Origin of the sequence: Cyclobacterium qasimii M12-11B, from assembly GCF_000427295.1 — a bacterium.
Classification (GTDB): domain Bacteria; phylum Bacteroidota; class Bacteroidia; order Cytophagales; family Cyclobacteriaceae; genus Cyclobacterium; species Cyclobacterium qasimii.
Map to the genome: position 1 here is coordinate 16,864 of NZ_ATNM01000036.1, position 21,640 is coordinate 38,503.

Here is a 21,640-nt window from a genome sequence, read left to right on the forward strand (position 1 = left end):
CGATTCCCAAAATACGATGGGCAATAAACGCCCCATTATTTGCTGAAATCTCTCCCAATTCATCCTATAGATATACCCTATCCTTTGTCGCAGTACCATTGTCGATTAAGCACTTTGCGCTAAAAAAGGGAAACCGCTATACCGGTAACTGTCCTTCTTTTAAACGATTACTCCAAAACCCAAAAAGCTAATTAAATAGGTTGATTAATTCTTAAGTTAGAATAGGCAGTGGTTAGGTGAAGCCCTCTGATTTTCTTACCTTTATGGTACTCATCACTATAATAATTGGATAATTCAGTATTAATCCCGAACGTCCTTAAATCTTAGCGGATTTAATTTCAGAAAATTGAACTTTTTTATTTACATTTAGTTTAAGTGTATATACATATAATTACGGAACCAATCTTAAACTTATTTAATCAATTCACTATTATGAAAACATTTAAATTATCAGGTTTCTTACTCGCTGCCGCTTTACTAACCTTCTCTTGTGGACAGAGTAGCAATACAGTTGAAACGACTGAGGCTCAAGAAGAAGCAGAAGCAACTGGCCAAACGTTACAATTGGACACCAATGCTAGTACTGTTAACTGGAGAGGTTACAAACCAACCGGTCAGCATCATGGAATAATCCCTGTAACCAATGGCGAAATTTCTGTTGAAGGTGATGCCATCACTTCAGGTGAATTTACTTTTGATATTACAAGTCTTGAAGTTCACGATTTAGAAGAAGGAAGTGAAAACCATGGTAAATTATGGAATCACTTGCAGTCTGAAGATTTCTTCGATGCTGCTAATCATCCTAGTGCTACTTTTGTCATCACTGAGGTTACTCCTTACACATCAGAAGACAATATAGAAGACCAGGAACAATTTGAGACTGAGAACACACCACAAAGTGAATCTGAATTGGCTCCAGCTACCCCTACCCATTGGATCAGTGGTAACTTAACCATCAGAGGAACTTCCAAAAACATTAAATTTCCAGCTGCAGTAACTTCTGCTAATGGAATGGTTTCTGCTCAGGCAGGTTTCAACATAAACAGAACTGACTGGGGACTGGCTTATGGTGACGAAGCAACTGCAGTGGACAAGGCCAAGGATAAATTCATCTACAACACTGTAAGTGTGAATTTTGACATCAAAGCCAACTAAAAAAATTAAGTCATTAATTTTTTATTTGAAAGGGGGATATATTTATCCCCCTTTTTTCATGGCATTTCCCTATTTTTGTAGGAATGTCAGCAACAGAAAGCAAGCTTACGGTTAATAAAACTTCCGACTGGATACCTAAAATGCTAGAATGGGCCAATCTTAATTTCGCCTATTTTGGTTATTTTACTTCACATGATATAGACTACCCGTCTGGAGGATTTGAGCATGTATTTTATGCTGGATCTCAAGCAGTAAGTCTGGAAAACATCAATCAATTACCTAATAATAAGCCTAAAATAGGAATCGTTAGCTACGATCAAAAAAACAAATACGAAAAGCTTACCAGCAATAATAACGAAATAATAAACTGCCCAGACAGCTTATTTTTCAGTCCTGATTTGACGATCTCCTTTAACCAAGAAGAGCTTACGATTCAAAGCTCTGCTCCTAATGATTGCTACAAACAAATTCTAAATACTAAATTACCAGATGATGTCAATCATGGCAATTGTAGCCTCCACAGTTCTCATGATGAGGAAAGTTATCGAATCACCTTCAACAGCATTCAAGACCATATCCTGGCCGGGGATATTTATGAATTAAATTACTGCATGGATTTTCATGGAGAAGTATCCAATATTGAACCTATAAGGATATTTCTTGACTTATGTGAAAATTCACCAATGCCTTTTAGTGCCTTGTTCAAAGCTGTAGATTTATATCTTTGCTGCGCCTCACCTGAAAGATTTCTAAAGAAAAAAGGAAGAAAATTACTAACCCAACCTATTAAAGGAACCATCAAAAGGGGTCGTAATATTCAAGAAGATGAAGCATTAAAAAGACATCTGGCAGAAAGTGAAAAAGAGCGGGCAGAAAACCTGATGATCGTTGATTTGATGAGAAATGACCTTGCTCGAATGGCCTTAACTGGGACAATAAAAGTAGAAGAGTTGTTTGGAATCTATTCTTTTAGGCAGATTACCCAGATGATATCTACCATAAGCTGCCAATTGCCTCTTTCAGAAAATTTTGAGCATATAATACCTAAAACCTTCCCAATGGGAAGCATGACAGGGGCGCCAAAAATAAAATGCATGGAGTTGATTGAGGCTTATGAAAATTTTAAAAGAGCTTGGTTTTCAGGCAGTATTGGTTACATCGATGAGCAGGGAGATTTTGATTTTTGTGTGATTATTAGAAGCTTAATCATGGATCAAACCAAAAAATCCTTTTATTTTGGTGTCGGTAGTGCCATTACCATAGATGCCGATGCCAAAAACGAATACGAGGAATGCTTGCTAAAAGCCTCTTCAATTATCAAAACTTTAAAAAACACCTATACAATTATTAATAACCCAAATTAAATGTCAACACTGAACAATATCCTAAAATCCGTCATTGATAAAAACCCCAACGAGGCTGAATTCCACCAAGCAGTAGAAGAAGTTTTTGAAAGCATCCTCCCCGTCCTTAAGGCCAACAATTTATATGTTGATGAAAAACTTTTTGAAAGAATCTGTGAACCAGAACGAATCATTTCTTTTCGTGTGTGCTGGACAGATGACCAAGGAAAGGTACAAATCAATAAAGGCTACAGAATACAGATGAACAGTGCACTTGGACCTTATAAAGGAGGTCTGCGCTTTCACCCAAGTGTAAATCAAAGTATTCTTAAATTTTTGGCATTTGAACAAGTGTTTAAAAATGCATTAACGGGATTAATGCTAGGTGCAGGAAAAGGAGGAGCGGACTTTAACCCTAAAGGAAAATCAGATGGAGAAGTGATGCGTTTTTGTCAGTCATGGATGATGGAGGCTTATCGCCATATTGGTCATTTCACCGATGTCCCTGCTGGTGATATTGGTGTCGGAGAAAGGGAAATTGGCTACCTGTTTGGGACCTATAAAAAGATTCAAAACGAGTTCCAGGGAGTGCTCACTGGCAAAGGAAAAGATTGGGGTGGTTCATTTTTAAGGCCTGAAGCGACAGGTTACGGGCTTGTCCATTTTGCCCATTTTATGCTGACGGAAATCGATGAGAATCTAAACGATAAAGTTTGTCTTGTTTCCGGAGCAGGCAATGTTTCTCAATTTGCCATTGAAAAATTACTTCATGAAGGAGCTAAAGTAGTGGCCTTTTCTGATTCCACTGGGTTTATTCATGATCCTGAGGGCATGACGGAAGAAAAATTAGACTACTTAAAAACGGTAAAAAATGGGCAAAGAAAGAGTATTTCTGCCTTTGCTGACAAATATGACTCCGCAAAGTTCACTGCCGTAGGTGATAAAAACCTATGGTCTATTCCTGCAGATTGTGCCTTTCCTTGTGCGACCCAGAATGAACTGGATGAATCAGACGCCAAACTTCTTAAGCAAAATGGCCTAATCCTTTTGGCTGAAGGCGCAAATATGCCTTGTACACCAAAAGCAATTAACTATTTACAAAAAACCAATGTCCTGTATGGCCCTGGAAAAGCGTCCAATGCCGGAGGAGTAGCTGTCTCAGGTTTAGAGATGACACAGAATAGAATGGGGCGTTATTGGACTAAAAGTGATCTTGAAAAACAATTGAGAACAATCATGAAAGACATTCATGAAAAATGCCTGGAAACTATCATCAAACATGATTTACAGAAGCAAGATTATCTCAATGCGGCAAATATTGGAGCTTTCGAAAAGATAGCAAGAGCAATGCATGCCCAAGGAACTGTATAAAACAAATTATGGAAAACTACCGGAAAATCATACATGTAGACATGGATGCTTTTTTCGCATCGGTAGAACAATTAGACCATCCTGAATACAAAAACAAGCCCCTTGCTGTCGGAGGAAACAAAGAAAGAGGGGTGGTAGCTGCTGCCAGTTATGAGGCGAGAAAATTTGGCGTCAGATCAGCCATGTCTTCTAAACTGGCAGCACTAAAATGCCCGAATTTAATTTTTGTACCCCCACGGTTCGAGCGGTACAAAGAAATCTCTCAGGTAATTCGAAAGATATTCCTGTCTTATACAGATCTTGTAGAACCCTTGTCGCTGGATGAGGCTTTTCTGGATGTGACCATCAATCATTTCGGCCTTCCTTCTGCCACCCTAATTGCAAAGGAGATACGTCAAAAGATCAAGGAGGAAACAGGTCTGAATGCCTCTGCTGGGATTTCGTACAATAAATTTTTAGCGAAAATAGCCTCTGATCTAAACAAGCCCAATGGTCAAGCTTTGATCACGCCTGAGAAAGCGGAAGCCTTTTTGGAGAAACTACCAATTGAGAAGTTTTTTGGTATAGGCAAAGTTATGGCCAAGAAAATGAATGGTTTTGGTATCTATTATGGATACGACCTAAAGCAGTATTCTTTGCCATTCCTCACCAGTAGATTTGGTAAATCTGGCCTTCATTTTTATCAAATAGTCAGGGGTATCCATGAGAGCGAAGTCAAACCCAATCGCATCCGGAAATCCCTCGGGGTAGAGCATACTTTTGAAAAAGACCTGATAGCAACATCCGAAATTAAAGCTACCCTAAAGGATAAATTATTGCCCGAATTTTACCGAAGACTGGAAGGTAACAGTGCCTATGGTAGAACACTTACGCTTAAAATAAAATACAACGACTTCACCCTACACACGCGAAGCAAAACACTTTTTATCTCCTATCCTCATTTCGAGTATGGAAAACATCGTCAATGAACTCCTTGACCAAGAACCATTGATTCTGCCGATTAGGCTACTTGGGGTAAGCCTTTCCAACCTTATTTCTAAAGACCAGGACAACCCTTCTGGAGAACAACTTAAGATCGATTATTGATCCAGAATTTGATTTGGAAAGAGGTAAATGCATCTTTTTACCCCTAAAAAATTTACTATTAACGTAATAAAAAACGGCATTAATATTGTTTTTATTATACAATAGCTTGGCCATAATGCGGTGGATTCATTCCTAAATAGTTTCAGGAAATCCCAGTGTACAGCCAAGGCTTAAAATTTTAACTAAAGAGAAAAACCATGAATACTGAAAAGAAATACCAACAATTTGGCTTGAAATATGGCATTCCATTGGCCATCATAACCGCAACTTTGGCCATGAAAAAATCAAGTGGTATCGGGAAATTAATTACCTTCTCCATTGTCACGCCTGCTATGCTGGGCTATTTATACAGCTTGATAAAGGTAAAAGACAAGGTAAATGAGCTACCTGAGTCTGAAAATTAAAAAGGATAACCGATTGCGAAATTAAACACTAAATTATCACTCCTCCAATCGCTATCCCCAATTTTAAATTCTTTGGCCCAACGCTCTCCTTCAGGTAAAAATGGACTCCTGAGGGGAGTGGCCAAATCAAATCTGATTACAAAAAACTCAATATCAACCCTCAGTCCAATCCCCGCACCAACTGCCAATTCCCGGTACCAATCCTTCCCAAACTTACCGCCAGGCAAAGCCTCATTTTCATTGACCAACCATACATTTCCAGTATCTACAAATGCTGCTCCCTTAAGGTAAGGAACTATGGGAAATCTAAATTCTAAATTACCCTCTAGCCTAATGTCACCAGCCTGGTCAAAATAATTACTCGTACTCTCTGCATCTGGCGAATAAGAACCGGGCCCTAGGGACCTTATGCTAAAAGCCCTGATACTATTGGGCCCTCCGGAAAAATACTGCTTGGCAAATGGTAGGGAAACGGAATTCCCATAAGGTAATCCTGCACCACCAAAAAGGCGAAAAGCAAGTAACTTTTCTTCAGTAAATCGCCAATAATACCGAAAGTCAATGTCCCCTTTATTGTATTGGGCATAATTGAAGCCCAGGAAGGTGTTTTGGTTTTCACTGCCTAGCGCATTATTCAGCAACCGTAGTCCTCCTCCAGCAAAATCCAGATTTGCCCCAAAATAAATGCTATGCACCCTGTACTTGTCCATGAGCTTATTAAAGGCAAAACTGTAGGTAAGCCCTGCTATAAATTGATGTTCAAAGCTTTGCTTCAAAAATAGATTGCTATCTAATATTTCATCAAACTCAGTTGAAGTATTGGACAGGTCCACAAAGTTTAAGGCGATGGGCGTAATCTCGTGATAAACAAAACGGTTTGCATTCCAAAAATACCCATAAGATGCTGAAACAGTATTTAACCTGTAATACCCTCGCCTATCCTGGTATTCAGTCCCTAAGCTTATCTTCGTTTTTGGCACCGAATACGCAAATCTTTCTTTTATAGAAATAGGAAACACAACTCTGGGAAAAATCAAATCTCCCTTCAAACCGACCTCAAAAGCACTTAAATTCTCTCTATCACCGGAAGCTATCTGACTTTCGTAACCGATTTGCCCTGTAAGACTGAAAGTTTCTCCACCCTGAAAAAGATTTCTGTTCCTATAATTCAGTAATAAATTTGGCCCTGCAAAATTATTAGATTTGGATACTCCTTGAAGTTCAGCCCTAAGAGAACGTTTTTCCAGAGGAGTAAGGTAGATATTTGCATCCAATGCCCCTTTGCCTTCATGAATCGTGGTATCTGTTTCTAGGTACCTTAAATTCACAAACCTAAAATTCCCTATCCCTGTTAATCGACTACTGGTTAACTTGGTATCTTTGGCGTTAAAAAGGCTATCCTTTTCGATCAAAATATACTGTTGAAGGAGCTCGGGTTTGAATGACAGCCCGTCCTGGATAAAGTCTATGTTTTCTATGGTAGTGGTATCCGTTTCTTGCCCATATTCATCCGATGAATAATTTGGATACACCCGGATATTTTTGATTTCATATGGCACAATTCCTTTTTCCGGAGCATTTTCTTTGAGCCTCAAAAAAAAGGTCGAATTTCTTATTATCGTACTGATTGGTGTCCGCTTCAAAAATTAAGAAATCTGGGTTAAAGTTATAGAACCCTTCATTTTTAAGTCCTTCATCCAGCCTAGTCCTTTCATTTTTCATCATTTCTAAAGAGAAATAGTCCCCTTCAGCAATTTTCGTAGCTTCAAGCAATTTCCTTATACTCCGATCAATCGGCAAACTATCCTTTTCATATTGGTAAGAACCCAACTGATAGGGTTGAGCCAAATCCACTTTATAATTGACCGATGCTTTTTTAGGTTGCTCTTGTACCTCAGAATTAACCTCAGAGAAAAAGAATCCATTGTTATCCAACCTGTTAAGGATCAACCCCTCTGTTTTTGCTATTTCTACACTACTGAAATAGACCGGCTCTTCTCCAAGCTTCTTATAAATAAACCGGTTGATAAACCCTGGATTTTCCTTCTGTACTTTATAATGACTCCATAAACCAACACGCATACCCAAGATCTTACTATTTGGCTCAGGTTTGAGCAGGCCTTCTAGTTCCGCATTGAGTTCCTTGAATCCTTTAACCGAAAAGTCCCTATTAATTTCTATAGTGGCACCAGTATATAATTTCTCATTTTCAGGAATATGTTTGGTAACACCACAACCTACTAAAAGCCCAAAAGGCACAAGTAAACATAAGATCCTTATTGACCTTAAATTCAAAAAACCAATTGAATATGTGCCTCTATTCCTTCTCATTTGTCTCCTCTTCTGCATTTATATCTGTAGCTCTTTCTTCCCTTTTAGATTCTATTTCTTTCCACAAGTCTTCAAATTTATTAAACTCCCTATTGAAAATTACGGATAGACCAGTAACGACCAACTGACCATCAATTAAACTTTCAAACTGATTCTTTCTAAAACCTCTTATTCGATAGCGCCCATTTTCGGAGAGTAAATACTCCACGCTTACATTTCCTAAAAGTGAACTACTGCTACCCGTAGAAGAACTCCCTTCTATGTCAATCTGACTGCCTACTTGTACTACCAATCTGTCATCCAGAAAACGTTTACTTGCATTTACGTTAAGTTGTGTTCTGGATTGAGGCGAATCCCCTTCATAATCCTCAAAACTATCCAAGCCTACATCCAACTCTAATCCTGTATCCCCTACGATGCTATTGGTGAAAGTATTTAACTGTCCTGAAAGTAACTGACTGACACTTGATCTGGCCATGGCAGTTGTTCCTCCACTGCTGGAACTTTCTCCACTAGGGAAAAATCTATTCAAAACCAAAAGTGAAAAAACCTGACGATTCAATTCTCCTTCCTGATTGTTCAATTGCTGCACCTGAGTGTATACAGCTCCGCCAATTGCCCCCCTTTGATCTTCAGGCATATCCATTCTAAATGAAATTTCTGGCCTAAGCAATTCACCATCTATATTCAGGTAAACGATAAAAGGTAACTCTTGACGGTATTTGGACATGGTCTCAAGGGAACCACCTGCTACCGTTGCTGTCATCAGATCGGCCGCTGAGGTTTTGATATTGTATATCGCTGTAATGTCCATGTTGGCATCCATGGGTTCACCAGCCCATGTTATGGTGCTCCCACTCTGAATTTCGAACTTTCTACTTACCAGATTATACAAACTCAATTCATAATGCCCTTTGGTTAGCTCATAAATCCCCGTAAGCGTGACTCTTCCGTTTGGATCCATGTTTAGCCGGAGGTCAGCAGCCCCTTCCACCATAAGGTTGTCTCCAGACCGCTCATCTATTACCAAGTTGAACACCGCCTCAGGTGAAATATTTAGTAGCATTGCCACTTTGTATCCGGTATATCCGGTATTGCTGGTTTCTTCTAGTCTTTTGGTCAGAATATCCTCGGGATCATTTCTATTTACAAATGTCACTACGCCATTTCTTTCTACAATATCCAATTGGCTTTCAGGAATGACAACACTTAAATTGGTGCCCTTATCCACACTAAGTTTGGCATCCACAATTGGCAAGTTTAGATCACCTTTGATTGTTACATTTGCCCCAATTATGGCATCTCCATAAAACAGATCATTGTCTTCTTTTGTGGAGTTTAACACCTTGAAATTTTCAGCTACCAGAGAAAGATCGAACTTGGGATTAATAAAATCGTCAGTTAAAATATCCCCATCAAGTACAAAATTATTTCCTTGTTCATCTTTTATGGTTATTTGATCCAGAAAGATCCCTTGGTTATCGACTTTAATTTCATCATCAGCAATAGCAAACCTGGAATTCAATGTTGCAACGGTAAACTCAGTCCCGTTAAACACCAAATTACCATCATAATTTGGGTCTGCTGTACTTCCCTCTACTTCGAAATTTCCTGAAATAAATCCCTTTCCCCCACTAATGGCACCAGCAGAAAGTCCATCCAATATACTCAGCTCAAATTTATTCAGCGCCAGGTCCAAATTTAACCTCGCTCCCAGAGGATCAGCAGTGAAGCCACCTGTTAAATCAAGGTCTATTCCCTGGTCTTTTATCTTTAAATCGAAGTCATAATTCTTTTGGTCATTACCAGTCGCATCCAGAGACAGATTACCTAAAGGAACTTTAAGTACCTCCATTTCTTTTACCGTAATCCCAGCTTGCAAGCCCATGGCTCCAAAAGGGTTTTCCACCTTAATTGATCCATTGACAATACCTGCTGCCAATATATCCTCAGGATTCAATAAACTGGTAAATGTTCTTAACCTGAAATCATTAAAAGTAAGATCAAAAGAGCTCTCTTCTGGATCATTGCTAAATGAAATAAGCTGCGTACCTCGTGAAAATTCAAAATCTTTAAATTTCAACCAGTCTGGCCCTAAAGTGAAGGAATTATCGGCTGGTACTTCCCATTTCTTTTTGTTAAAAATAATGCTGTCAGGAGCGATGTGTAGCTGCAAAGAGTCTTTTTCTATTCCCAAATCAAAATTAATATTTGCTAAAACTTCGGTTTCATGTCGTGAATTAAAATTGACATAAAGTAGGTTTTCGAGGACTTCACCCGTGAAATAGGTAGGTCCAACTACGAGCGGACCAGAGGACAAACCCAAAACTCCAAAATCAAAGGTAAAATCTGAAGAATCACTCTTCACATTAAAATCTAAACTATCCACTATAGCCCCTGCATAGGAAATATAAGGGAAGTTAATCCTACCCTTTAATGAAGATTTTCTTTCATCAAAGTCCAATTGAATTGACCCCTCTTCTATCCTTTCCAACCCTGGTAAAATCACCTGCTGTAAAAGCAAGGTAGAGGGTATCGTAAAATCCATTTTAACATTGACAGGTCTTTCGAAGTTTGATGTATTTTGAAATGTGCTATCAAGAAAGTATTGATTGAAATGACGTGAAATCCCTTCATAGGTTTCTCCGGGACTTACATTAGAGCTTAGTTGCCCTACCAAAACATTGCTCTCAATGTCAAAATCCGTTGAATCTGGTAAAATTTTCAAATCTAGATTCAAGTCACCCATTGGGTAGGCCTGGTCATCTAAAACTACCGTTCCATCCATTAACTTTGATTGGAGTTCAAAGCTTTCTGAATTGCCGGAAAAAGTCGTATTCATGGAAAATTTCGTCCGCAACTTTTTAGAACTGAAGTTCAACCCATACAAATCGGCGCCATTTAGATCCAAATCCAAACCAAGGTTGTAATTAGCGGTATCTAGAGAGACTGTTGCCAGCAAGCCCAAATCCAAAAACTCGTCTTTATGAATTAACCTGAATTCTCCCTCTCCATCAATAATTTCACTGCTCAGCTGAATACCTTTATAATTGTGTCCATTATAAGTCAAATTGCTCACCTCGGAAGCCAACTTGAAATCAAGTTTATCCAGCGGACCCGTATTGCCTTTTGCTGACAATTCCATATCAAGCTCACCATAATTGATCGTGTCACCCAATATTTCCCCTAAAGGCAATGCTGCTATAGTTGTGTTCAAATCATAAAGGTAAGTCCCCTCTTTGGTGGACATTTCACCATTGACCATTATGGAGGCCTCGTAGGCCTTAAGAATTGACTCAAGACTAAATTCATCAAGTGATCCTGATGAGGCAACCGTTAGGTCAAGTTTATTGGGGTATTTTATGCCCAAACTGTCTTCAGAAACAAAGAGATTAAGGTCCTTATCACTTGACACGAAGTTAAAATCATTTATATCCCAAGAAACTCGGTCCACATCTATAGGATTATTAATCGAACCGGAGACTGCAAGTCGGGTGGAATTGCCCCATCTTGCGGAAAGCTTTTTCAGATTTACTTTGTCCAATTTACCCGAAGCATACAAGCTTGCGTTAAGCTTTTTCTTGGCAAATGTCTTTATGTAAGTATTCGTTTTAAGTGTTGGTGAGAAGTAATAGGCATCTCGAATGCCAACATTTATGGTATTGAGTGCTAAATCTAAAGTTGCCTTTTCAGGGTTTTCCATTACCTCGCCCAAACCAGGGTATTGCATGGTAGCTCTTCCTTTCAAATTGCTATTGCCTGTGGCTACAATTAAATCTGTTAAACGTAAAGATTCATTGTCTAAATCTAACTGTAATTGAAAGTCTTCTAGTACAAACCCAGATTTTTCAATAAACGCAAATTTATTTAAAGCAAGCCCTGCCTTTTCTGGCTTAAAAAAAAGATTATTGACCTCCAGGTTAAAATTCTCTATGCCTATATCATTTGGGTCAAACCCAATCCCTGCACCTTGAGAGCCATTTACAAGGTAATTTATTTTATTATTGGAAAGGTTCAAAGTTGATAGCTCCACTTCCCATTGAGGCCAGCTAAATGGTTCAACTTCCGCTTCACTTTTAGTTACTGTACTTTCCGGATTGCTTTCCTTGCTTTGATACTCAACGAAAGAATCATGTAGAGAAAAATTCTTTATTAATATCCGCTGCTTCTCAAGATCTGCTTCGGGCATTTCCAATAACAAATCACCTAATGTTGAATGTACTTCCATGCCATCGGGCAAAGAAGCGTAATCAATATTTATATTTTTTAAGGATAACTCTTCTAAAATCAGCAAAGGCATTGGAACCTCACTGCTACTGGAATCCTCACTTGGAGGAAAAGGCTTGAACTGTTGATAGGCGATGGAGGAATTTTCCCATAAAATACTGTTGACATGAAAATCCATTTTATTCAAATCAAGACTTTTGATCTGAATCAATAACTTCCCAAGGTCCAGTTTTCCCTCTAAACCCAATAATTCGTCGGCATAATTTAAATTCCAGTTTTCTACTTTTACAGGGCCCACGCTGATCTCAGGATAGGCACTTGTTGTCATTGAGGCTGTATCAATACTCGTAGTATCAGAACTGGTTTCGGCTCCTGCAAATGCATCAATGAGATAATTGAAGTTAAACGCACCAGTACTATCCCTCTGAATATTAGCCGTTAAACCTTCCCATTCAAGCCTGGAAATACTAATTTTGTTGTTTCTAATGAAAGGGATTAAGGCTAGACCAGTCTCAAGTTTGTGACTGTAAATAAGCGTATCTCCTTTTGGGTCTTCTAAATAGAGACCCTCCAGGTAAAGGTTGCCTCTGAAGGTCAAAAATAACCTGTCTATGTTGACTTTGGTATTCGTTTTTTCTGAAACATATTGGGTGACCTTATTTACGATTATTTTTTGACCGAAAGGGCTTCGGACAAATAGTAGAATAAGGAGCACCAATAAGCCAAGGCCTAATAAAACCCATCCTCCAATTTTAAAAATTCTTTTACCTAAGGTTTGCGCCAATGTTGTTTTTTATTTACCAAAAAAAAGAGCGGATGAACAATCCACTCTTTTTATAATTCTCACTATTCAGTTCATAAATAATTAAATATCAATTATTATACCAATTCCATTAATGGGAGCCTACAGAGGCAGACATAACTGCATTAATATCTACACCCAGGCCTTTTGCGACCCGACTACCAAACTCATCGTCCATTCTAAACCAATGGCAAAGTTGACGATTTATAATTACATCCCTTTTGGGGCCGGTGATACCACTCATTGCGCCTATAGTATTATTGACGGTATTGTCTTGCTCACTTTTGCTCATCACATCTCTAAACAAACTTCTTGGCTGGGAGTAATGGTCGTTGTCCCCTACTTTACTGTTTCTGTCATACCAATCCGCAATCGTGTCTTCGAGTTGTTCTGACGGTTCCTGATAAGTCTTGTCCACTTCAATCTCATCAAAACTGTTGGGCCAGTAATTGGGTTGCTTGCCTCCGTTACCATCTACCCTCATCGTGCCATCTCTTTGGTAATTGTTAACGGCAAAAGGACAACGGTTTACCGGAATTTGTTCATAATTAGCCCCGATTCTATACCTTTGGGCATCCGGATAGGAAAGTAACCTGCCCTGAAGCATTTTGTCTGGACTATAGCCAAGGCCATCCACTACGTGTGCAGGAGCAAAAGCAGATTGCTCCACATCCTGAAAGTAATTGTCAGGATTTTTATTCAATTCCAACACCCCTACATCAACTAAGGGAAATTGGGAATGTGGCCATATTTTGGTAATGTCAAAAGGATTAAAATCTACCTTTCTAGCCTGGTCTGTGGTCATTACCTGAATTTTAACGTTCCATTTGGGGAAATCGCCATTGTCTATGGATTCCAATAGATCTCTTTGAGCAAAATCTAGGTCTTTGGATTTCATCTGAGCAGCCTCCTCGTCAGTAAAGTTTTTTATTCCCTGGGCAGTTTTAAAATGGTATTTCACAAATACTTTTTCATTTCTCGCATTGATCATGGAAAAAGTATGCGAACCGTAGCCATTCATGTGTCGATAACCTACGGGTGTTCCTCTGTCACTCATTAAAATTAAAACCTGGTGCAAAGATTCTGGTGTCAAAGACCAGTAATCCCAAACCATCGTCGGTGACTTACAGTTGGTGTAAGGATCCCTCTTTTGAGTGTGTATGAAGTCTGAAAACTTTTTAGGGTCTTTTATAAAAAATACAGGCGTATTGTTCCCTACTAAATCCCAATTACCATCTTCCGTGTAAAATTTGATCGCAAATCCTCTTGGGTCTCTTTCTGTATCAGCGGATCCCTTTTCACCTCCAACAGTAGAGAATCGGAGAAATACTTTTGTCTTTTTGCCTATTTTATTAAAAACTTTGGCTTTTGTATATTGGCTAATATCCTCGGTAACCGTAAAAGTGCCAAATGCTCCTGATCCTTTGGCATGAACAATCCTTTCTGGTATTCTCTCTCTGTTGAAGTGAGCCATTTTCTCATGAAGAATATAGTCTTCTAAAAGAATGGGCCCCCTGGGACCAACCGTCTTAGAATTTTCATTTTCGACATATATCCTTCCAGATGCTGTCGTTAACTTGTTATGGTTTTTCTCTTCTGACATGACGCTTATTTTTAATTTATGTACACGGTATTGCTTCGATGAAATAAAGATAAGGGGAAAATACTTATAGTAAAAATTGATTGTTTCTATAATACGATAGTCATAATCTATAACTCAAAATATAAGTTGTCGCTTTTGCCAGGCAAGTTCAAAAAGCCACAAAAAACAATAGGCATTTCAGCTTTCTTTCCAGATTCCACAATTTTACTTGAATAATGTCAGAATAATAAAGTGAACTACTGTCAATATGTCGGTATTTTATTAAATTTGCGATCTGAAATATAGTCAGCCAATGGAAAATATTATTAAGGATATCGATATCATCAGCGGTGAGGAAGACACGAATAGTGATTTTAAGGTAACCGCCGAAGAAAATACAGGTAAAGCGAAGCGGTTATACATCGAAAGCTATGGTTGCCAAATGAATTTTTCTGACAGTGAGATTGTCGCTTCCATCATGAAGGAAACGGGATTTGATACTACCTCTGATTTCAATAATGCAGATGTAATTTTACTTAACACCTGTTCTATTAGAGACAAGGCAGAGCGGACGGTACGCAAAAGATTAAGTCAGTTCAATCAAGTCAAAAAAGCCAACCCTGAATTAAAAATTGGTGTTTTAGGCTGTATGGCAGAACGCTTAAAAGAAAAGCTTTTAGAAGAAGAGAAATTGGTGGATTTAGTTGTTGGTCCTGATGCTTATAGAGACTTACCAAGTCTAGTAAGTTTGGCAGAGGATGGGCAAAAAGGAATAAACACATTTTTATCAAGGGAGGAAACTTATGCTGACATTTCTCCGGTAAGACTAAACTCCAACGGAGTAAGTGCGCTCATATCTATAATGAGAGGCTGTGACAATATGTGTTCCTTTTGTGTAGTTCCTTTCACAAGAGGCAGAGAGCGAAGTCGTGATCCACATTCCATTACCAAGGAAGCCAAAGAGTTATTTGACCAAGGCTACAGGGAGGTTACCCTTTTAGGGCAAAATGTAGACAGTTATAAGTGGTCTTCGGAGGAAAACAACAAAGCGCGTCTCAATAAAAAGGAGAACGAAGTATCCCAAGTTGTTTATTTTTCTGATTTACTAGAGATGGTAGCAAATGTAGACCCAAAACTTAGGGTTAGGTTTTCCACTTCTCATCCCAAAGACATTACAGACAAGGTCTTGGAAACGATGAAGCAATACGAAAACATTTGTAATTACATTCATTTACCTGTTCAAAGTGGCAATAGCAGGGTTTTAGAGATGATGAACAGGACTTATGACCGTGAATGGTACTTGGACCGAATCAAAAAAATACGCGAAATATTGGGTGAGAATTGTGGGATTTCTTCGGATATGATTGCAGGATTTTGTTCTGAAACAGAGGAAGAGCATCAAGACACCTTGAGTATAATGGACATTGTAAAATTTGATTTTTCTTACATGTTTTATTATTCCGAGCGTCCCGGGACATTGGCAGAAAAGAAATACAAGGATGATATTCCTTTAGCAGTAAAAAACGTAGGCTCCAGGAGATCATTGACAAGCAAGGTGCCCTTTCACTTATAAGACATCAAAGAGAAGTTGGGCAGGTACAAGAGGTTTTAGTAGAAGGATTGTCCAAAAGGTCCGAAGATCAATTAAAGGCCAAGAATTCAGCCAATAAGGTGGTGATCATACCGAAAAGCAATTTAAATATAGGAGATTATGTCACAGTTAGGATTACAGATTGTACCTCTGCGACCCTATTTGGAGAAATTGTCAATCAATAAATAAAAAATCATGATCTCTATAAGTGCATCGGAAATATTGAGCGTCAAGCAAAGGTTCGGAATAATTGGAAACAGTCCGCTACTCAATCATGCCATTCAAGTGGCCATGCAGGTTTCTCCTACAGAAATGACCGTGTTGGTCACTGGTGAAAGTGGTAGTGGTAAAGAATCTTTTTCTAAAATCATCCATGCACTTAGCCGTCGTAAACATGGCAAATTCATAGCGATTAACTGTGGTGCCATACCAGAAGGAACAATTGATTCAGAGTTGTTTGGTCATGAAAAAGGTTCATTTACGGGTGCTCACGAGGCAAGAAAGGGATATTTTGAAGGTACTGATGGTGGTTCTATTTTCCTGGATGAAATAGGAGAAATGCCTCTGGGAACTCAGGCGAGACTATTGCGGGTATTGGAAAATGGTGAATTCATCAAAGTTGGCTCCTCAAAAGTTTTGAAAACGGATGTTAGGGTAATAGCTGCTACCAATGTAAACCTTCTAAAGGCTGTTGAAAAAGGCAAATTCAGGGAAGATTTGTATTACAGGTTAAACACAGTTCCCATTTTTGTCCCCCCCCTAAGGCAAAGAGGAGATGACATAGCTTTATTGTTTAGAAAATTCACAACTGATTTCTCTGAAAAGTATCAGGTTAAGCCTATTACACTTTCCGAAGATGCGAGAAAACTTCTCCTCAAATTTCCTTTTCCTGGAAATATCAGACAATTAAAGAATTTAGCAGAGCAAATTTCGTTATTGGAGGAGGAAAGAGAAGTTGATATAGAAACCTTAATCAAATATCTTCCTGAAGAAAAAAGCAGTTTACCCGCATCAATCAAGGGAAACAATGACAAGCAGGATGCTTTCTCGGATTTTTCTGAACGTGAAATCTTGTATAAAGTCCTTTTCGATATGAAAAAGGACATGACCGATTTAAAAAAACTTATATTAGAGTCTTATCATTCAGGTGGCTTGGATCAAAATATCATGAAAAAGCATCAAAACCTTTTTGAAGATATGGAGTCATCTTCTCATTATGATGAGAGCCCCAATCCCTCTAAGAACCTACCTTTGGTATTGGAGTCTCGGAGTGCGAAGAAAGAACAGAAAGAAGAAAAGGAGAGCACAAGAAAAAACTACGAGGAAGATATCATTGAAGATATAATTCATGAAGAAGACGACAATTCGCTTTCTTTGGAAAAAAAGGAAAAGAACTGATTACCAAAGCATTAAAAAAACACCATAACAAGAGAAAATATGCTGCCATGGATTTGGGAATCTCTGAAAGAACGCTTTACAGGAAGATCAAGCAATATGATATTCAATAGAATCCTATTATTATTACTAGGCATAACTTGTTTGGTATCCGCCTGCAAAATTGAATACAGTTTTACAGGCACCACCCTTGACTACAATGTTACCAATACCTTTTCAGTAGATAATTTTTTCAATGATTCGGGAGGAGGTCCAGCCAATATGGGGCAGGTGTTCACCGAAGATCTGAAAGATTATTTTCAACGGAACACTCAGTTGGAATTGGTTCAAAACAATGGAGACATCCAATTTCTGGGAGCCATCACCAAGTACACGATAAGCCCTCAAGCGACTGTATCCAGCACTAACAGTAATGAACCTGACAGGGCAGGACAAATGCGCATCACAATATCGGTGGAATTGGAGTTCATCAACTTGTCAAATGAAGAAGAAAATGCAAAGAAAACATTTTCATTCTTTCAAGATTACGACCCAAGAAGCAAAACTTTGTTACAGGTGGAAACTGAATTAGTCGAAGTTATTTTTGAAAGTATCATTCAGGATATTTTCACATCTACTGTCGCCAATTGGTAAAAATTGTTATATTTAAAGAACCTATTTAAATATTGATACTGTGAACGCTCAAGCATTTTTAGAACTTATTAATAAAGCCGACAATCTTGACAATGCTGATTTAAAGAAAGCATTAAAACTTCAAGAGGAGTTTCCTTACTTTTTGGCACCGAAAGTACTTGCAGCTAAATACGAGTGGGACAAAGCCTCAGGTGAATCTCAAACGTTACTTCATTGGGCTGCTGTGGTAAGCCCTGAAAGGAAAAGGTTAAAAAGCTTACTGACCGGCACATCACCTATAGTTCCAGCATCAGTTTTAGAAGACGAAATCACTAAAGCATCTATTGCTGAAATCACAGTGGACGAGCCAATTGTACAGCAAGAGCAGGAAAGCAAAGTTGCCTCAGCAGACACTCCTCCCCTACCAGTAGAAAAGCCAATCCCTGCTGAGGGGAAATCTTCAGAGAATATTTCCCGGCCTAAAAGAGATGAAATATTAAGGCGTTTGGAAGAAAACCTGAAAAAGATAAACAAAGTAGCACCTGCCAACCCGGATGGTACTGAAGATTTAAAAAAAAAGGCCATACCCGAAAAAATAAATGAAGAAAAGGACACTTTAATCAATAAGGCAAGTACCTCTCCTGAAAAAACTGTCACTAAGAAACTCAATAAAGACCAACAAGAATTAATAGATAAATTTAAAGAGAAGCCCATACGGTTAAAAAGGGAAAAAATGGATGAGATAGTGGAATTACCAGACTTGTCCGAAAAAAGCACCCTTCTAAATAACAGCATGGTGTCCGAGTCTTACGCCAAATTACTGGCCAAGCAAAACAAAAATAAAGAGGCCATAGAAATATATCAAAAATTAATATTGAACTTTCCAAAGAAAAAGGCTTTCTTTGCAGATCAAATTGAGAATTTAAAAGAATAAAATAAATAACAAGCATGTTTGCAGTAATCATCAGTATCATTATCGTTTTAGCCATATTATTAATTTTGGTCATTTTAGGTCAAAACTCTAAAGGTGGCGCAGGAGCAGCATTTGGTGGTAGTGCCTCACAAATCATGGGCGTTACCAAAACTGGTAATATCTTAGAAAAAGCTACCTGGGTTCTAGCCATTGCAATTTTTGTTTTGTGCCTAGGTTCTTCAGCTTTTCATGAAAGTAATTCTTCAGGATTTACTTCTCCGAATGTTGAAAACGCACAAAAACAAATCCTCACTCCATCTTTTGATGACGAATCAATTCTACCTTCTGAAGGGACTGAGGAAGTAACTCCACTGGAAACAGCTCCAGATACAGAAGAATAACAAAAAATGCAAACACGATAAAAAAGGCCTGTTGAAATCAACAGGCCTTTTTTTTAAATTTTAATATTATTTAAGTAATCAAAAATTGAAGAAGAGCCGGAATATGATTAAATTGACACTTTAAAACCCTGAATAAAACAACCAAAGTTAAAGTCTATGTTTGAAAATCATTTAAGTATGGAAGATTTAGGTGCGGACAAATGGCCTAATGTCATTTTATGGGCCGCTCCTGTGATGTTTTTATTGGTATTTATAGAATGGGGAATAAGCTTATACCGAAAAAAAGATACCTACGATAAAAAAGATTTCCTCGCTGCATCTACAATTGGACTTGTAAATGTTGGAATAAGTGCCTTAATTAAAGCCTTTACATTCGGAGTAGCGCTATTTTGCTGGAACATTGTCCCTTGGAAAGTGCCTCCAACCTGGTGGTCATTTATATTTTGTTTCTTCGCTATAGACCTTGCAAGGTATTGGGCACATAGGGTCACACATGAGCAACGCTTTTGGTGGGCAACTCATATTACTCACCACAACTCTACTAAGTACAATTTCTCTGTTTCCTTTCGCCTAGGATGGACGCAGCACATAAAGATTATCTTTTTTGTACCAGTGATGTTGATGGGCTTTAATCCATTCGTCTTCTTTATTTGTCACCAGGTCGCTGTATTGTATCAGTTCTGGATCCACACTGAATATATCCAAAAGCTCCCTAAGCCTATTGAATATTTCTTTGTGACACCATCTCATCATAGGGTGCACCATGGAAGTGATGCCCATTATTTGGACAAAAATTACGGTTCTACTTTTATCATTTGGGACAGGATTTTCGGAACATTTAAGGCAGAGGAAGGAAGACCAACGTATGGCATCACCAAGCCAGTCACTTCTTATAACCCCGTTTACTTGGTTTTCCATGAATGGGCAGATATAGTGAGCGACATCAAAAAAGCAAGAGACGGAAAAGAGGTATACCAGATCCTATTTGGTAAACCTGGCGATGAGGTTATTAAAAACAGAGAACTCAGGGAACAATCTGAAACTGAAACCACAAAATTAAAAAGTAACGTAGCTTCCAGTCCTACCCCAATATTGGTTTCCAATGAGAATTCATTGTTGAAAAAAGAGGACTAATAACAAGATTCATAATCATCAAATAAAAAATGGGAAGACTAAATCTTCCCATTTTTTATTTGATGACAATATTCCTTAGTAACAATCGCTTACTAATGGGCAAAAGACTCTCTTGTAAAGGTACATCATGTTTGGAATTAATCCGCCAGGTAGATGGATTGGGGAGGTCCGTAAAGTTTTTGATCAAATCAAGTTTAATTCGGTGGCAGGTAGTCGTGATGCTTTTCCTAAAAGCTGCAATAAATTTAAGTACTATGCCCCTATATTTGTCCATGCTATTTTGAAATAAATCAACTTTATAACGGTAAACCAGAATGTCTTTTGAACAGCCATTGGAGACCAAAGCATAGCCTTCCTTCTGATAGATTGCAGAAAGCCCAACCGGCTCTATTTCCAATTGATCTTCTATGAAATCATATATACTCTTCCCCTCTTCTATTTGCTTTTTAATTTGCGGCAGGGCATAGGCTATGATTTCCCCTAATTGTCTCATTACTTCATCCTCTTCAGTTTTATTCTTATAGCTAATGGCAGCTTTTTTGAAATTTACAGTGTCAATTTCCCGAGGAAATGCAGCTTTTAATTGATGCCTGTTTTTATTTAATTCTTCAAGCTTCTGATGGTGTTTAATCAGTTCAGCTAATGGAGGATAAAGCTTAACTGATTTAAACTCTTTTTCTACTTCTTTCAAATAGGCCAAAAGCAGGTACTTTTTATATTCAAAATCGACCCAGCCTTCAGAAATCCAATTATCCGATAAATTTCTCATAAAACATCCTATTAAATTACAGTTATAAAGTACGTAAATGTGACATAATTACCAATTCCTCACCGCAAAATTGACAGGTTCACTTAATTTTTGCTTTGATTGAACTGTCAGTATTGATAAGTAATTAAGACTTTATGTCAGTAAAAATGTCAATAATACGATTGGCATAGAAAGTGTAAATAAGGTTTTGTATTATAGAAATTAAACTTTAAAAATAACTAAATCACATGTCTAAAGTTAACATCCAACCTCTAGCAGACAGGGTTTTGGTAGAGCCCGCTGCCGCAGAAGAAAAAACGGCCTCAGGTCTTTATATCCCTGATACTGCCAAAGAAAAACCACAAAAAGGTACCGTAATCGCAATCGGTAATGGCAAAAAAGATGAGCCATTAACTGTAAAAGTTGGCGATACTGTTTTGTATGGCAAGTATGCTGGCACTGAGCTATCTGTAGAAGGTGCTGATTATTTGATCATGAGAGAAGCGGATATTTTCGCTATCCTTTAATTAAAGGTCCTATAATCA

At 38.2% G+C, this 21,640-nt stretch carries 18 protein-coding genes and 1 pseudogene; 14 read left to right on the top strand and 5 right to left on the bottom strand.

Annotated elements, in window-relative coordinates; translation table 11 throughout:
- Positions 1-432: 432 nt before the first annotated feature.
- From ADICYQ_RS03875 to ADICYQ_RS03895, 6 genes are all read left to right on the top strand, one after another.
- The gene (locus ADICYQ_RS03875; protein WP_020890440.1) at positions 433-1,155 is read left to right on the top strand and encodes a YceI family protein; all 723 of its coding nucleotides are present in this window, start codon (positions 433-435) and stop codon (positions 1,153-1,155) included.
- An 83-nt stretch (positions 1,156-1,238) separates the two neighbouring features.
- Complete coding sequence (locus ADICYQ_RS03880; protein ID WP_020890441.1) at positions 1,239-2,519, top strand: chorismate-binding protein; 1,281 nt, start codon at positions 1,239-1,241, stop codon at positions 2,517-2,519.
- Entirely contained in the window at positions 2,520-3,869 is a 1,350-nt protein-coding gene (gene gdhA / locus ADICYQ_RS03885; protein ID WP_020890442.1) for an NADP-specific glutamate dehydrogenase, read from the top strand.
- Between the two features lie 8 nt (positions 3,870-3,877).
- Positions 3,878-4,837 carry a DNA polymerase IV gene (gene dinB / locus ADICYQ_RS03890; RefSeq protein ID WP_020890443.1) on the top strand — a complete coding sequence of 320 codons (960 nt, stop codon included), beginning with the start codon at positions 3,878-3,880 and terminating at the stop codon, positions 4,835-4,837.
- The gene (locus ADICYQ_RS28170; RefSeq protein ID WP_020890444.1) at positions 4,818-4,955 is read left to right on the top strand and encodes a hypothetical protein; all 138 of its coding nucleotides are present in this window, start codon (positions 4,818-4,820) and stop codon (positions 4,953-4,955) included. Before dinB ends, ADICYQ_RS28170 begins: the two co-directional genes overlap by 20 nt.
- Positions 4,956-5,152: 197 nt before the next feature.
- Positions 5,153-5,359 (top strand): hypothetical protein, encoded by a 207-nt coding sequence (locus ADICYQ_RS03895; RefSeq protein ID WP_020890445.1) that lies wholly within the window; start codon positions 5,153-5,155, stop codon positions 5,357-5,359.
- Here the strand turns inward: ADICYQ_RS03895 and tamL are convergent.
- From tamL to ADICYQ_RS03910, 4 genes are all read right to left on the bottom strand, one after another.
- Positions 5,356-6,954, bottom strand: a complete 1,599-nt coding sequence (tamL, locus tag ADICYQ_RS03900) for a translocation and assembly module lipoprotein TamL (RefSeq protein ID WP_020890446.1) — start codon at positions 6,952-6,954, stop codon at positions 5,356-5,358. The genes ADICYQ_RS03895 and tamL overlap by 4 nt on opposite strands.
- On the bottom strand, positions 6,908-7,690 hold the full coding sequence (locus tag ADICYQ_RS29515) for a hypothetical protein (RefSeq protein ID WP_316929261.1): 783 nt from the start codon (positions 7,688-7,690) through the stop codon (positions 6,908-6,910). Before ADICYQ_RS29515 ends, tamL begins: the two co-directional genes overlap by 47 nt.
- Positions 7,677-12,701, bottom strand: a complete 5,025-nt coding sequence (locus tag ADICYQ_RS03905; RefSeq protein ID WP_020890448.1) for a translocation/assembly module TamB domain-containing protein — start codon at positions 12,699-12,701, stop codon at positions 7,677-7,679. The genes ADICYQ_RS29515 and ADICYQ_RS03905 overlap by 14 nt, the downstream gene beginning before the upstream one ends.
- A 109-nt stretch (positions 12,702-12,810) precedes the next feature.
- Positions 12,811-14,322 carry a catalase gene (locus ADICYQ_RS03910; RefSeq protein ID WP_020890449.1) on the bottom strand — a complete coding sequence of 504 codons (1,512 nt, stop codon included), beginning with the start codon at positions 14,320-14,322 and terminating at the stop codon, positions 12,811-12,813.
- Positions 14,323-14,614: 292 nt separating this feature from the next.
- On the opposite strand from ADICYQ_RS03910, the pseudogene miaB reads away from it, so the two are divergent.
- The 7 genes and pseudogenes from miaB (at position 14,615) to ADICYQ_RS03940 (ending at position 20,347) form a co-directional block, all read left to right on the top strand.
- A pseudogene (gene miaB / locus ADICYQ_RS03915) lies at positions 14,615-16,077 on the top strand (tRNA (N6-isopentenyl adenosine(37)-C2)-methylthiotransferase MiaB).
- A 10-nt stretch (positions 16,078-16,087) separates the two neighbouring features.
- Entirely contained in the window at positions 16,088-17,290 is a 1,203-nt protein-coding gene (locus ADICYQ_RS03920) for a sigma-54 interaction domain-containing protein (protein WP_020890452.1), read from the top strand.
- Positions 17,290-17,400 (top strand): helix-turn-helix domain-containing protein, encoded by a 111-nt coding sequence (locus ADICYQ_RS30640; protein ID WP_438830473.1) that lies wholly within the window; start codon positions 17,290-17,292, stop codon positions 17,398-17,400. The genes ADICYQ_RS03920 and ADICYQ_RS30640 overlap by 1 nt, the downstream gene beginning before the upstream one ends.
- Positions 17,387-17,920 carry an LPS assembly lipoprotein LptE gene (gene lptE / locus ADICYQ_RS03925; RefSeq protein WP_040414400.1) on the top strand — a complete coding sequence of 178 codons (534 nt, stop codon included), beginning with the start codon at positions 17,387-17,389 and terminating at the stop codon, positions 17,918-17,920. The genes ADICYQ_RS30640 and lptE overlap by 14 nt, the downstream gene beginning before the upstream one ends.
- 40 nt (positions 17,921-17,960) lie before the next feature.
- Positions 17,961-18,833, top strand: coding sequence for a DUF8458 domain-containing protein (locus ADICYQ_RS03930; protein ID WP_020890454.1), 873 nt, complete (start codon positions 17,961-17,963; stop codon positions 18,831-18,833).
- Between the two features lie 14 nt (positions 18,834-18,847).
- Positions 18,848-19,213, top strand: a complete 366-nt coding sequence (gene secG / locus ADICYQ_RS03935) for a preprotein translocase subunit SecG (protein ID WP_020890455.1) — start codon at positions 18,848-18,850, stop codon at positions 19,211-19,213.
- A 156-nt stretch (positions 19,214-19,369) separates the two neighbouring features.
- On the top strand, positions 19,370-20,347 hold the full coding sequence (locus ADICYQ_RS03940) for a sterol desaturase family protein (RefSeq protein WP_040414403.1): 978 nt from the start codon (positions 19,370-19,372) through the stop codon (positions 20,345-20,347).
- Positions 20,348-20,402: 55 nt separating this feature from the next.
- Here ADICYQ_RS03940 and ADICYQ_RS03945 read toward each other — a convergent pair whose 3' ends face one another.
- Positions 20,403-21,116 carry a hypothetical protein gene (locus tag ADICYQ_RS03945; RefSeq protein ID WP_020890458.1) on the bottom strand — a complete coding sequence of 238 codons (714 nt, stop codon included), beginning with the start codon at positions 21,114-21,116 and terminating at the stop codon, positions 20,403-20,405.
- Positions 21,117-21,343: 227 nt separating this feature from the next.
- On the opposite strand from ADICYQ_RS03945, the gene ADICYQ_RS03950 reads away from it, so the two are divergent.
- Positions 21,344-21,622, top strand: coding sequence for a co-chaperone GroES (locus ADICYQ_RS03950; RefSeq protein WP_020890459.1), 279 nt, complete (start codon positions 21,344-21,346; stop codon positions 21,620-21,622).
- The last annotated feature ends 18 nt before the right edge of the window (positions 21,623-21,640 follow it).

Bases quoted from the DNA above. Each gene is read 5' to 3' on its own strand.
- ADICYQ_RS03895 (WP_020890445.1), top strand. From the start codon at position 5,153: ATGAATACTGAAAAGAAATACCAACAATTTGGCTTGAAATATGGCATT.
- ADICYQ_RS03910 (WP_020890449.1), bottom strand. From the start codon at position 14,322: ATGTCAGAAGAGAAAAACCATAACAAGTTAACGACAGCATCTGGAAGG.
- ADICYQ_RS03880 (WP_020890441.1), top strand. From the start codon at position 1,239: ATGTCAGCAACAGAAAGCAAGCTTACGGTTAATAAAACTTCCGACTGG.
- ADICYQ_RS03945 (WP_020890458.1), bottom strand. From the start codon at position 21,116: ATGAGAAATTTATCGGATAATTGGATTTCTGAAGGCTGGGTCGATTTT.
- ADICYQ_RS03950 (WP_020890459.1), top strand. From the start codon at position 21,344: ATGTCTAAAGTTAACATCCAACCTCTAGCAGACAGGGTTTTGGTAGAG.
- ADICYQ_RS03920 (WP_020890452.1), top strand. From the start codon at position 16,088: ATGATCTCTATAAGTGCATCGGAAATATTGAGCGTCAAGCAAAGGTTC.
- secG (WP_020890455.1), top strand. From the start codon at position 18,848: ATGTTTGCAGTAATCATCAGTATCATTATCGTTTTAGCCATATTATTA.
- ADICYQ_RS29515 (WP_316929261.1), bottom strand. From the start codon at position 7,690: ATGAGAAGGAATAGAGGCACATATTCAATTGGTTTTTTGAATTTAAGG.
- gdhA (WP_020890442.1), top strand. From the start codon at position 2,520: ATGTCAACACTGAACAATATCCTAAAATCCGTCATTGATAAAAACCCC.
- dinB (WP_020890443.1), top strand. From the start codon at position 3,878: ATGGAAAACTACCGGAAAATCATACATGTAGACATGGATGCTTTTTTC.
- lptE (WP_040414400.1), top strand. From the start codon at position 17,387: ATGATATTCAATAGAATCCTATTATTATTACTAGGCATAACTTGTTTG.
- ADICYQ_RS03875 (WP_020890440.1), top strand. From the start codon at position 433: ATGAAAACATTTAAATTATCAGGTTTCTTACTCGCTGCCGCTTTACTA.
- ADICYQ_RS03940 (WP_040414403.1), top strand. From the start codon at position 19,370: ATGTTTGAAAATCATTTAAGTATGGAAGATTTAGGTGCGGACAAATGG.
- ADICYQ_RS28170 (WP_020890444.1), top strand. From the start codon at position 4,818: ATGGAAAACATCGTCAATGAACTCCTTGACCAAGAACCATTGATTCTG.